This window comes from Pseudomonas sp. 10S4 (genome assembly GCF_034344865.1).
Lineage (GTDB): Bacteria > Pseudomonadota > Gammaproteobacteria > Pseudomonadales > Pseudomonadaceae > Aquipseudomonas.
This window is the reverse complement of sequence record NZ_CP133774.1, coordinates 3181025-3193903: the sequence shown is the minus strand read 5'-3', so window position 1 is coordinate 3193903 and position 12879 is coordinate 3181025. Positions and strand designations below refer to the sequence as shown.

Below are 12879 nucleotides of genomic sequence, written 5' to 3'. Positions count from 1 at the left end.
CAACTGGCAATAAACAAACTGCCGCAAAATGCGGCAGATTCGCAATTCAGCGAAGCGTTACAGTCGACCCAGATCATTGACCAGAGCAAGCAACATCACCCCGACCACCAAACTGATGCCGATCTGTATCCCCCAACCCTGCACCCGATCTGACAAGGGGCGACCACGCACCCACTCGATCAGATAAAACAACAAATGTCCCCCATCCAATACAGGAATGGGCAACAAATTCAGAACTCCCAGGCTAATACTCAGATAAGCAAGGAAATTCAGGAAATCAGCGACACCCGACTGGGCAGAAGCGCCCGCCACTTTAGCAATGGTTATCGGTCCACTCAAGTTTTTTACCGAGAGCTCGCCGAACAACATTTTCTTGAGCGAATCGAGGGTCAGTACACTCATGGTCCAGGTGCGTCGGGCACCCTCCCCAATCGCGGCCAGCGGACCGTAGCTAACCTCACGAATCATCTCTGGTGGCCAATCGACTGCTTTCACCCCGGCACCCAGATAACCCGTGGGTGCCTTGCTCTCGCCGCGAGCGGCCAGCGTCACAGGGACGTCGATTTGAGCACCATCGCGCTCAACGCGCAGCATGATTTTGGTATCCGGATGCATACGGACGGTATCAACCACCTGCTGCCAGTCATTGAGCGACTGGCCATCAAGGGTCAACAGACGATCACCGGTCTTCAGACCCGCCGCTTGCGCCGGCCCTTTCGAATCGAGTTCAGCCAGGATCGGCGGTAACGCCGGACGCCATGGACGAATGCCAAGCGAACGAATCGGGTCCGGCTCATCGGCGCCCTTGAGCCAGTGATCCAGCATCAGCTCTCGAGGTGAATCGGTGGTTGAACCCTGCTCACGCACCAGCAACTGCAAGGCACCGCTCTCGCCAAGGCGACGGACCAATTGCAAATTAACGGCCGCCCACCCGGTAGTCGGCTCGCCATCGATGGCAACGATTTCCTGATTCGGGCTCAAGCCGGCCTTGGCAGCGATGCTGCCCGACTCGACGGCGCCGATAATCGGGCGTACCTGCTCGCTGCCGAGCATGGCCAATACCCAGAAAAAACCATCGCCAGCAGAAAGTTGGCGATTGGACCCGCAGCAACGATGGCAATGCGTTGGCGGACAGATTTGCGATTGAAGGATTGATTGAGCTGATCGGCGGGTACTTCGCCTTCGCGCTCGTCGAGCATCTTCACGTAGCCGCCCAGCGGGATGGCCGCCAGCACGAACTCAGTGCCTTGCTTGTCATGCCAGCGCAACAACGGCATGCCAAAGCCCACGGAAAAGCGCAGCACTTTGACCCCACAGCGACGCGCGACCCAAAAGTGGCCGAATTCGTGGAAGGTGACCAGCACGCCCAAGGCTACCAGGGTGCCGACAATCATATAGAGCGCGCTCATCTACTTTCTCCGCAATCCTATCCGGTGCTGCATTGGGCCAGCGTACTGCAGCACTTATCGCCCGTGACGACTCAACCACTGCTCGGCCAGCACACGCGCCTTGGCGTCTGCCGTGAACACCGCCTCGAGATCGTTTACCGCAACCACAGGTTCAAGATTCAAGACTTCCTCGATGATACTCGCGATTTCCGGGTAACGAACCCGTCCATCGAGAAAGGCTGCAACAGCCACTTCATTTGCCGCATTGAGCACCGCCGGCGCGCTATTGCCAGCCTCTGCCGCCTGTCGAGCCAGGCGCAGACATGGAAAACGCTCTTCATCGGGCGCCTGGAAATCCAGACGTGCGATGGCAAACAGATCCAGCGGTGCGACCCCCGAGTCGATGCGTTCTGGCCAGGCTAGGGCGTTGGCAATTGGCGTACGCATGTCCGGATTGCCCAACTGCGCCAATACCGAACCATCGACATAATCGACCAGCGAATGAATAACGCTCTGCGGGTGAATCACCACTTCGACCTGGGAGGGCTTGGCATCGAACAGCCAGCAGGCTTCGATCAGCTCGAGCCCTTTGTTCATCATACTGGCCGAATCGACCGAGATCTTGCGACCCATGGACCAGTTCGGATGGGCACATGCCTGCTCGGGAGTAACATGCGCCAACTCAGCCATCGGCGTCTGTCGGAACGGACCGCCAGAGGCTGTCAGCAAAATCCGACGCACACCGACTGCCCCCAGACCACGAGCAAAATCCTGTGGCATGCACTGGAAAATCGCGTTGTGCTCGCTGTCGATCGGCAGCAGTACCGATCCGCTTTTGCGCACAGCCTGCATGAACAGCGCACCGGACATCACCAGCGCTTCCTTGTTGGCCAGCAGGATTTTCTTGCCCGCCTCGACTGCCGCCAGGGTCGGGCGCAAGCCCGCCGCGCCAACGATGGCCGCCATGACCGCGTCGACCTCAGGATCGGCAGCGACCTGGCAAAGGCCCTCCTCCCCCACCAGAACACGAGTCGACAGACCGGCCGCGTGCAAGTCGTCCTGCAAACCACGGGCAGCGCCCGCTTCAGGCACGACCGCATAACGTGGAGTGTGCCGTACACACAAGGCCAGCAGCTCACTCAGTCGAGTGAAACCACTCAGCGCGAAAACCTGATAGCGCTCGGGATGACGAGCAATGACATCCAGGGTGCTCAGGCCAATCGAACCGGTCGCCCCCAGAACGGTAATCTGCTGTGGGCGGCTCACGGTGCCGCCATCCACAACAGCACCGCAAACACGGGGATCGCCGCCGTCAGGCTATCGATACGGTCCAGAATACCGCCGTGACCCGGCAGCAGATTGCTGCTGTCCTTGATCCCGGACTGGCGCTTGAACATGCTTTCGGTGAGGTCGCCCACCACCGAAATGAACACGATCAATGCTGCGCCGATCAGACCTTTAAACAGCTCCGCCACCGTCCAGTCGCGAACCAGGCCGACAATCAACGTGATAACCAGGCTCAGCGCCAGGCCACCGTAGACGCCTTCCCAGCTTTTGCCAGGACTGACCTGCGGCGCGAGCTTGCGCTTGCCGAAAGCCCGACCGGAAAAGTACGCACCGATATCGGCACCCCAGACCAGCACCATGACCGCCATGATCAGCCAGTTGCCCAAAGGCTCTTGCTTGATCTGCACCAGACCTTGCCAGGCCGGCAACAGGATCAACAGGCCGATCACCAGTTTGCAGGCCGCGCTGGCCCAGTGTTCGCTGGAGCGTGGATACGTCAGCACCAGATAGGTTGCCACCGCCCACCACAGCACAGAGGCGCCCAACACCCAAGGCGCGAGCCCGGGAAGGATATGCATGACAAACAGCATCAGCGCGACCACAGCGGCATAGGCAACACGAATCGGCTGAGCAGTGAAACCTGCCAGACGAGCCCACTCCCATGCACCCAGGGTCACGACCAGCCCGATGAACAGCGCAAAACCGGAGCCTTCGAGCAGGAAAAACCCGCACAAGGCAATCGGTAGAAGGATCAGCGCAGTGATGATTCGTTGTTTAAGCATTAAACCCGGGCTCCAGCCTCGACCTGCTCGCTCGTCTTACCGAAGCGGCGCTGCCGAGAAGCGAAATCGGCCAGCGCAGTGCGCATGGCGTCGTGTTTGAAGTCCGGCCAGAACAGGTCGGAGAAGTACAGTTCGGTGTAAGCCAGCTGCCACAGCAGGAAATTGCTGATGCGGTGCTCGCCACCGGTACGAATGCACAAGTCCGGCATAGGCAGATCGCCAGTCACCAGACAGGTTTGCAGCAATTCCGGGGTGATGTCTTCCGGACGCAGATGCCCGGCCTGGACTTCGCGCGCCAGACGCTGTGCGGCTTGTGCGATATCCCACTGACCACCGTAGTTGGCGGCGATCTGCAGGATAAAGCGATTGGTACCGGCAGTAATCGCCTCGGCTTCGCGCATGGCAGCTTGAAGCTCGGGGTGAAAACGCGAACGGTCGCCAATGATGCGCAGGCTGATGTTGTTGTCGTTGAGGCGCTTGGCCTCACGACGCAACGCCTTGAAGAACAGGTCCATCAAGGCGCTGACTTCATCGGCCGGACGCTGCCAGTTTTCACTGGAGAAGGCGAACAGGGTCAGCACCTCGACCTTGGCCTCGGCGCACACCTCGATCACTGCACGAACGGCATCCACACCCGCTTTATGCCCGGCAACACCCGGCATAAAGCGTTTTTTCGCCCAGCGATTGTTACCATCCATGATGATCGCGACATGGCGCGGCACCGCGGACGGCGCAGTCTGCTTGGTCTTATCCATGAAAACGGGACCCTTATACGGCCATCAGGTCCGCTTCTTTTTGCTTGGTGGCTGCATCGATGTCAGCCTCAGCCTTGTCGGTCAGCTTCTGGATATCGGCAGCGCCACGACGCTCTTCGTCTTCGCTGATTTCCTTGTCCTTGACCAGTTTCTTAAGCTCACCCAGTGCGTCGCGGCGAATGTTGCGCACGGCAACGCGAGCATCTTCAGCTGCGCTACGCGCCTGTTTGGTGAAGCCCTTGCGGGTTTCTTCAGTCAGGGCAGGCATGGAGATCAGCAGCAACTCGCCCAGGTTGGTCGGGTTGAGGTTCAGGCCAGCACTCTGGATTGCCTTGTCGACGGCCGCGAGCATGTTGCGCTCAAACGCCACGACCTGCAGGGTCCGGGAATCTTTCACGGTAACGTTGGCAACGCCGCTCAATGGGGTGTCAGCGCCGTAGTAAGGAACCATCACGCTACCGAGGATGCTCGGGTGCGCCTTGCCGGTACGAATCTGACCAAATGCATGGGACAGAGACTCCAGGGATTTCTGCATACGCTCTTGAGCGTCTTTCTTGATTTCGTTGATCATTGTTGGCCTTCCTCGATCAGGGTCCCTTCAGCGCCGCCATGCACGATATTCAGCAGGGCGCCAGGTTTGTTCATGTTAAAAACGCGCAACGGCATCTTGTGGTCGCGGCACAGGCAAATGGCCGTCAGATCCATCACGCCCAGCTTGCGATCCAGCACTTCATCGTAAGTCAGATGATCGAACTTCTCGGCATGCGGGTCTTTGAATGGATCGGCGGTGTAGACGCCATCGACCTTGGTCGCCTTGAGCACGACATCGGCATCGATTTCGATTGCACGCAGGCAAGCGGCCGAATCCGTGGTGAAGAACGGGTTGCCAGTACCGGCCGCGAAAATCACGACTTCCTTGGCGTTCAGGTGGCGCATGGCCTTGCGACGGTCGTAGTGATCGGTCACGCCAACCATGGAAATGGCCGACATCACGATGGCCGAGATATTGGCACGCTCCAGCGCATCACGCATGGCCAGGGCGTTCATCACAGTGGCCAGCATGCCCATGTGGTCACCCGTTACCCGATCCATACCGGCCGCGCTCAGCGCTGCACCGCGGAACAGGTTGCCGCCGCCGATCACCAGACCGACCTGTACACCGATGCCGACCAGTTGGCCAACTTCCAGCGCCATGCGATCCAGAACTTTCGGATCAATCCCGAACTCTTCCGAGCCCATCAGGGCCTCGCCGCTAAGCTTGAGTAGAATGCGTTTATAGCGAGCCTGATAACCACTGCCCTGCTGAGCCATTGCGAATCTCTCCTGCGGCGTATTTTAAAAATTCTTTGCGAGCTGTTTACAGCTGGCGTTCACTCTAGCTTGGCGCTGCTTCAGCGCCATCGGAACATGGCTTTGTAAGCCAGTTCCAAAGGGAAACCAATTAAAAAATTGATACCCCATCTGAAAAGAGGCTGCGCGCGTAAGCGGGCAGCCTCTTCAGGGCGACAGTTTAAAAAACCGTCTTATTGCTTGGCGGCAGCCAGCTGGGCAGCAACTTCTTCAGCGAAGTTGTCGACCGGCTTCTCGATGCCATCGCCTACTTTGAAGTAGGTGAAGGAAACGATTTCAGCACCGGCTTTCTTGGCCAGTTCGCCAACCTTGATTTCAGGGTTCTTGACGAACGCCTGCTCAACCAGGCTCGCTTCAGCCAGGAACTTGCTGATACGGCCTTTGACCATGTTTTCAACAATGTTTTCTGGCTTGCCGGCGATCTTGTCAGCGTTGAGGGTCAGGAACACGCCCTTCTCACGCTCAACCGCTTCAGCGGAAACTTCCGATGGCAGCAGGAATTCAGGGTTGGTCGCCGCTACGTGCATGGCGATGTCTTTGGCCAGCTCAACGCTGCCGCCTTTAAGGGCAACCACAACACCGATCTTGTTGCCGTGCAGGTAACCACCAACAACATCACCTTCAACGCGAGCCAGGCGACGGATGTTGACGTTTTCGCCAACCTTGCCGACCAGAACCAGGCGATCGGCTTCTTGAGCGGCGATCAGCGGAGCAACGTCAGTCAGTTTGTCAGCGAACGCTTTTTCAACGCTGGAAGCGACAAATGCCTTGAAGTCATCCTGCAAAGCCAGGAAGTCGGTCTGCGAGTTCACTTCCAGCAGAACGGCGGATTTACCGTCTTCCTTCAGAGAGATTGCGCCTTCAGCAGCCACGTTGCCTGCTTTCTTGGCAGCCTTGATAGCGCCAGAAGCACGCATGTCATCAATGGCTTTTTCGATGTCGCCGCCGGCCTTGGTCAAGGCCTTTTTGCAATCCATCATGCCTTCGCCAGTACGCTCACGCAGTTCTTTAACCAACGCTGCAGTAATCTCTGCCATTTCAAAAATCCTCTTGGATAGGTTATCAACCATTCCACCCGATCAAACGGGCGTTCAATTCTTCCCGAACCTTCTTGTAGCCGCTGCACGTTACAAAGCTGTAGCTGCGCTGCCGACAAACGGTTTTCGAGGTGGCAAAAAGGGGCCAAGCCCCTTTTTGCTTACTGAGTTAACGCCAAGGCGTCAATTACTCAGCTGCTGCTACCGGAGCTTCTTCAACGAACTGCTCGGTGCCGCCAGCAACGTGGTTGCGACCGCGGATTACAGCGTCAGCCATCGAACCCATGTACAACTGGATAGCGCGGATTGCGTCATCGTTGCCTGGGATGATGTAGTCAACGCCTTCCGGGCTGCTGTTGGTATCGACTACGCCGATAACCGGGATGCCCAGCTTGTTGGCTTCGGTGATCGCGATGCGCTCGTGATCAACGTCGATAACGAACAGTGCGTCTGGCAGACCGCCCATGTCCTTGATACCACCCAGGGAACGATCGAGCTTCTCAAGATCGCGAGTGCGCATCAGCGCTTCTTTCTTGGTCAGCTTGGCGAAAGTACCGTCTTCGGCTTGCACTTCAAGGTCACGCAGACGCTTGATGGAAGCACGGATGGTTTTGAAGTTGGTCAGCATGCCGCCCAACCAGCGGTGATCGACGTACGGCGAACCGCAACGTGCTGCTTCTTCAGCAACGATCTTGCCAGCGGAACGCTTGGTGCCAACGAACAGAATCTTGTTTTTGCCCTGGGCCAGACGCTCTACGAAAGTCAGAGCTTCGTTGAACATTGGCAGGGTTTTTTCAAGGTTGATGATGTGGATCTTGTTACGCGCGCCGAAAATGTATTTACCCATTTTCGGGTTCCAGTAACGGGTTTGGTGACCGAAGTGCACACCGGCCTTCAGCATATCGCGCATGTTGACTTGGGACATGATAGTTCCTTAATAAGTCGGGTTTGGCCTCCACGTATCCCAATGACCAACCAGCAGCATCAGCTGAAGGCACCCAGGTCATCGTGTCGACACGTGTGTGGATTTAAGCCTTTCGGGGTATACCCGGAAAGCGGCGCATTTTATATCACAAGGCTGTAAAAAACGGAACCCGAATTCTCAATTCCTGGCGCGCGCCTTCAATCGCGCCCTTGGAATCGCTCAAGAATGCGCCTATCTATAGAGAGAAGCGATGCACAGAGGCTCAGATTTGCGCTGATCGTCTGTTAGAATCGCGTTTTTCAGGGCCGCGAATATCAACCGCGCAACGCCCATTCCGAATTAGAAAGCGCCATTGAGCGCAGAGAGAGCCTGTATGACCGTCACCCTCAAAACCCCAGAGGACATCGCAAAAATGCGGATCGCCGGCAAACTGGCCGCCGATGTGCTGGAAATGATTGCCGAACATGTCAAACCGGGCATCACCACCGAAGAACTGGACCGCATCTGCCACGACTACATCGTCAACGAGCAGCAAGCCATCCCTGCCCCGCTCAACTACAAAGGCTTCCCGAAGTCGATCTGCACCTCGATCAACCACGTGGTCTGCCACGGTATCCCGAACGAGAAAGCGCTGAAGGATGGCGACACGCTGAACATCGACGTCACGGTGATCAAGGATGGCTACCACGGCGACACCAGCCGTATGTTCCACGTCGGTACCGTGCCGGTCTGGGCCGAGCGCCTGTCGCAGATCACTCAGGAATGCATGTACAAAGCCATTGAACTGGTCAAACCCGGCTGCCGCCTGGGCGACATTGGTGAAGTGATCCAGAAACACGCCGAGAAGAACGGTTTCTCGGTGGTTCGCGAGTTCTGCGGCCACGGCATCGGCAAGGTGTTCCACGAAGAGCCGCAGATCCTGCACTACGGCCGCGCCGGCACCGGCATGGAACTCAAGGCGGGCATGACCTTCACCATCGAGCCGATGATCAACCAGGGCAAGGCCGATACCAAGGTACTGGGCGACGGCTGGACCGCGATCACCAAGGACCGCAAACTTTCCGCCCAGTGGGAACACACCCTGCTGGTGACCGACACCGGTTATGAGATCTTCACCCTGCGCGCCGATGACACTATCGCGCGCGTTTCGGCCTGATCGACCCGTTCTGCCCATAGCCTTATAGAAAGGAAAGCCAATCGATGCCGCAGGTGGATCCCGAACTCTTCGACCGTGGCCAGTTCCAGGCTGAACTAGCCCTGAAGGCAAGCCCGATCGCGGCCTTCAAGAAGGCGATTCGCCCGGCTGCGCGAGGTGCTCGACGGGCGCTTTCGCAGCGGCCGGGACATTCGCCGGCTGATCGAGGATCGCGCCTGGTTCGTCGATAACATCCTGCAAAAGGCTTGGGAGCAGTTCAACTGGAGCGAAGACGCCGACATCGCGCTGGTCGCGGTCGGCGGCTACGGTCGCGGCGAGTTGCACCCCTATTCCGACATTGATCTGCTGATCCTGCTGGACAGCGCTGACCACGAAGTCTTCCGCGATTCCATCGAGCGTTTTCTGACCCTGTTGTGGGACATCGGCCTGGAAGTCGGTCAGAGCGTTCGCTCGGTGGACGAATGCGCCGTCGAGGCCCGCGCCGACCTGACGGTCGTCACCAATCTGATGGAAAGCCGCACCATCTGCGGCCCCGAGCGCTTGCGCCAGCGCATGCTGGACGTTACCAGCACCGCGCACATGTGGCCGAGCAAGGACTTCTTCCTGGCCAAACGTGCCGAGCAGAAGGCCCGTCACCACAAGTACAACGACACCGAATACAACCTGGAACCCAACGTCAAAGGCTCGCCTGGCGGCTTGCGGGATATTCAGACGATTCTCTGGGTCGCCCGTCGCGAGTACGGCACCCTCAACTTGCGGGCCCTGGCCGGCGAAGGCTTTTTGGTAGAGAGCGAAAACGCCCTGCTGGCCTCGTCCCAGGAGTTCTTGTGGAAGGTCCGTTACGCCCTACACATGCTCGCCGGGCGCTCCGAGGACCGCTTGCTGTTCGACCACCAGCGCTCCATCGCCGGGCTGCTGGGCTTCAAAGGCGATGACGCCAAGCAAACCATCGAAAACTTCATGCAGCAGTATTACCGGGTGGTCATGAGCATTGCCCAGCTCAGCGACCTGATCATCCAGCATTTCGAGGAAGTCATCCTCGCGCCGGAAGACGAAGCGCCGCCGCAGCCGATCAACTCGCGATTCCAACTGCACGATGGCTACATCGAGGCACGCAACAACAACGTGTTCCGCCGCACGCCGTTCGCCATGCTCGAGATCTTCGTGCTGATGGCCCAGCAACCGGAGATCAAAGGCGTTCGCGCCGATACCATCCGTCTGCTGCGCGAACACCGTCACTTGATCGACGACGACTTCCGCAACGACATCCGCAACACCAGCCTGTTCATCGAGCTGTTCAAGTGCAAGATCGGCATTCACCGCAACCTGCGACGGATGAACCGTTACGGCATCCTTGGGCGCTATTTGCCGGAGTTCGGCTTTATCGTCGGGCAGATGCAGCACGACCTGTTTCACATCTATACGGTCGACGCTCACACCCTGAACCTGATCAAGCATCTGCGTAAGTTGCAGTACACCCAGGTGTCGGAAAAATTCCCGCTGGCCAGCAAGCTCATGGGCAAACTGCCCAAGCCCGAACTGATCTACCTGGCCGGCCTGTACCACGACATCGGCAAGGGCCGGCACGGCGACCATTCGGACATTGGCGCCGTGGATGCCGAAGCCTTTTGCCAGCGCCATCAGTTGCCGGTATGGGATAGCCGGCTGATCGTCTGGCTGGTGCAAAACCATCTGGTGATGTCGACCACCGCCCAGCGCAAGGACTTGTCCGACCCGCAGGTCATTCACGACTTCGCGCAGATTGTCGGCGATGAAACCCATCTCGATTATCTGTACGTGCTGACCGTCGCCGACATCAACGCCACCAACCCGACGCTGTGGAACTCCTGGCGCGCCAGCCTGTTGCGCCAGCTCTACACCGAGACCAAGCGTGCCTTGCGCCGCGGCCTGGAAAACCCGGTGGACCGCGAAGAGCAAATCCGCCAGACCCAGAGCGCTGCCCTGGACATCCTGGTGCGCGGCGGCACCGACCCGGACGATGTCGAGCAGTTGTGGGCGCAATTGGGCGATGACTATTTCCTGCGTCATACCGCTGGCGATGTGGCCTGGCACAGTGACGCGATCCTCCAGCAACCGGCCGACGGCGGCCCGCTGGTGCTGATCAAGGAAACCACCCAGCGCGAATTCGAAGGCGGCACGCAGATCTTCATCTACGCGCCGGACCAGCATGACTTCTTCGCCGTGACCGTGGCCGCGATGGACCAGCTCAACCTGAACATTCATGACGCCCGGGTTATCACCTCCAGCAGTCAGTTCACCCTCGACACCTACATCGTGCTCGACACCGACGGCGACTCAATCGGTGACAATCCAACGCGGGTCAAGCAGATCCGCGAGGGCCTGACCGAAGCCCTGCGTAACCCGGACGACTACCCGACGATCATCCAGCGCCGGGTACCGCGCCAGCTCAAGCATTTCGCGTTTGCACCACAGGTGACGATCCACAACGACGCCCAGCGCCCGGTCACAGTACTGGAGCTGAGCGCACCCGACCGCCCGGGCCTGCTGGCGCGGATCGGCACGATCTTCCTCGAGTTCGACCTGTCGTTGCAGAACGCCAAGATTGCCACCCTCGGCGAGCGCGTGGAAGACGTGTTCTTTATCACCGACGCACACAACCAGCCCTTGTCCGACCCGCTGCTGTGCAGCCGCTTGCAGGATGCAATCGTTGAACAGTTGAGCGTCAGCCACGAACCGGATATCAAACTGTCGCGCATCAGCATTTGAACTAACAAATTTCCCCTGTTGGAGCGGGCTTGTGTGGCGAGGGGCTTGCCCCGTTGGGCTGCGAAGCGGCCCAAAAATCTGCAACCGCGGTGTATCAGGTACACCGCATACAATGTTTACGACAGCTGCGCAGCCGAACGGGGGCAAGCCCCTCGCCACAAAAGCCAGCGCCCACATTGCATGAGATCTATCGATGAACAACGCTCTGACCCAGTTGCAGCCCTACCCGTTCGAGAAGCTCCGCGCCCTGCTCGGCTAGCGTCACGCCAAACCCGGACAAGCGCCCTATCGCGTTGTCCATCGGTGAACCGAAGCACCGTTCGCCAAGCTTTGTCGCCGAAGCCCTGGCCAACAACCTGGATCAGATGGCCGTGTACCCGACCACCCTCGGTATCCCGGCTCTGCGTGAAGCCATCGCCGCCTGGTGTGAACGTCGTTTCAACGTCCCAAGCGGCTGGCTCGACCCGGCGCGCAATGTACTGCCGGTCAACGGCACCCGTGAAGCGCTGTTTGCCTTCACCCAAACCGTGGTCAATCGTGGCGAAGACGCGCTGGTGGTCAGCCCGAACCCGTTCTATCAGATCTACGAAGGCGCCGCGTTCCTCGCCGGTGCCAAGCCGCATTACCTGCCATGCCTGGACGAAAACGGCTTCAACCCGGATTTCGACGCCGTCTCGCCAGACATCTGGAAACGCTGCCAGATCCTGTTCCTGTGCTCGCCGGGCAACCCGACCGGCGCGTTGATCCCGGTTGAAACCCTGAAAAAGCTGATCGCCTTGGCCGACGAATACGACTTTGTGATCGCCGCCGACGAGTGCTATAGCGAGCTGTACTTCGACGAACAAACCCCGCCAGCCGGTCTGCTCAGCGCCTGCGTCGAACTGGGCCGCAAGGACTTCAAGCGCTGCGTAGTCTTCCACAGCCTGTCCAAGCGCTCCAACCTGCCGGGCCTGCGTTCGGGTTTTGTGGCCGGTGATGCCGACATCCTCAAGGGCTTCCTGCTCTATCGCACCTACCACGGCTGCGCGATGCCGGTTCAAACCCAACTGGCCAGTGTCGCTGCATGGAACGACGAAGTGCATGTACGCGCCAACCGGGCGCTGTATCGCGAGAAGTACGATGCGGTGCTGGAAATCCTCAGCCCGGTGATGGATGTGCAGCGTCCGGACGGTGGTTTCTACCTCTGGCCAAGCGTTGAAGGCGATGACGAGGCGTTCTGCCGGGATTTGTTTGTGCAAGAACATGTGACTGTAGTGCCGGGGTCTTATCTGTCCCGCGACGTTGATGGTTTCAATCCGGGCGCCGGGCGCGTGCGTATGGCATTGGTTGCGCCGCTGGCGGAGTGTGTCGAAGCGGCCGAACGAATTCGCGCGTTTATTACCAACAAGTCATAAGCAGTCGCCACTATATAACCCGCCCGGTGCAATGCCGCGCGGGTTTGTTCTTATAAA

Annotated in this window: 8 protein-coding genes and 3 pseudogenes; 3 read left to right on the top strand and 8 right to left on the bottom strand. The window is 58.7% G+C overall.

Annotated elements, in window-relative coordinates; translation table 11 throughout:
- Nucleotides 1–57: 57 nt before the first annotated feature.
- The 8 genes and pseudogenes from rseP to rpsB all read right to left on the bottom strand — a co-directional run bounded on the left by rseP (nucleotide 58) and on the right by rpsB (nucleotide 7524).
- Nucleotides 58–1409: pseudogene (rseP, locus tag RHM58_RS14615) on the bottom strand (sigma E protease regulator RseP).
- 54 nt (nucleotides 1410–1463) lie between these two features.
- Nucleotides 1464–2654, bottom strand: a complete 1191-nt coding sequence (gene ispC, locus RHM58_RS14610; RefSeq protein ID WP_201201072.1) for a 1-deoxy-D-xylulose-5-phosphate reductoisomerase — start codon at nucleotides 2652–2654, stop codon at nucleotides 1464–1466.
- Nucleotides 2651–3457 (bottom strand): phosphatidate cytidylyltransferase, encoded by an 807-nt coding sequence (locus RHM58_RS14605; RefSeq protein WP_201201070.1) that lies wholly within the window; start codon nucleotides 3455–3457, stop codon nucleotides 2651–2653. Before RHM58_RS14605 ends, ispC begins: the two co-directional genes overlap by 4 nt.
- Nucleotides 3457–4212, bottom strand: coding sequence for a polyprenyl diphosphate synthase (gene uppS / locus RHM58_RS14600; RefSeq protein WP_201201068.1), 756 nt, complete (start codon nucleotides 4210–4212; stop codon nucleotides 3457–3459). The genes RHM58_RS14605 and uppS overlap by 1 nt, the downstream gene beginning before the upstream one ends.
- Nucleotides 4213–4225: 13 nt before the next feature.
- The gene (frr, locus tag RHM58_RS14595; protein ID WP_201201059.1) at nucleotides 4226–4783 is read right to left on the bottom strand and encodes a ribosome recycling factor; all 558 of its coding nucleotides are present in this window, start codon (nucleotides 4781–4783) and stop codon (nucleotides 4226–4228) included.
- Nucleotides 4780–5523, bottom strand: coding sequence for a UMP kinase (pyrH, locus tag RHM58_RS14590; protein ID WP_003172271.1), 744 nt, complete (start codon nucleotides 5521–5523; stop codon nucleotides 4780–4782). Before pyrH ends, frr begins: the two co-directional genes overlap by 4 nt.
- A gap of 212 nt (nucleotides 5524–5735) precedes the next feature.
- Nucleotides 5736–6599 (bottom strand): translation elongation factor Ts, encoded by an 864-nt coding sequence (tsf, locus tag RHM58_RS14585; RefSeq protein ID WP_201201057.1) that lies wholly within the window; start codon nucleotides 6597–6599, stop codon nucleotides 5736–5738.
- 187 nt (nucleotides 6600–6786) lie between these two features.
- Nucleotides 6787–7524 carry a 30S ribosomal protein S2 gene (gene rpsB, locus RHM58_RS14580; protein WP_003219330.1) on the bottom strand — a complete coding sequence of 246 codons (738 nt, stop codon included), beginning with the start codon at nucleotides 7522–7524 and terminating at the stop codon, nucleotides 6787–6789.
- 373 nt (nucleotides 7525–7897) lie between these two features.
- On the opposite strand from rpsB, the gene map reads away from it, so the two are divergent.
- The 3 genes and pseudogenes from map (at nucleotide 7898) to dapC (ending at nucleotide 12822) form a co-directional block, all read left to right on the top strand.
- Nucleotides 7898–8680, top strand: coding sequence for a type I methionyl aminopeptidase (gene map, locus RHM58_RS14575; RefSeq protein ID WP_201201055.1), 783 nt, complete (start codon nucleotides 7898–7900; stop codon nucleotides 8678–8680).
- 44 nt (nucleotides 8681–8724) lie between these two features.
- A pseudogene (locus RHM58_RS14570) lies at nucleotides 8725–11428 on the top strand ([protein-PII] uridylyltransferase).
- A gap of 193 nt (nucleotides 11429–11621) precedes the next feature.
- Nucleotides 11622–12822, top strand: a pseudogene (gene dapC, locus RHM58_RS14565) (succinyldiaminopimelate transaminase).
- Nucleotides 12823–12879: the final 57 nt, after the last annotated feature.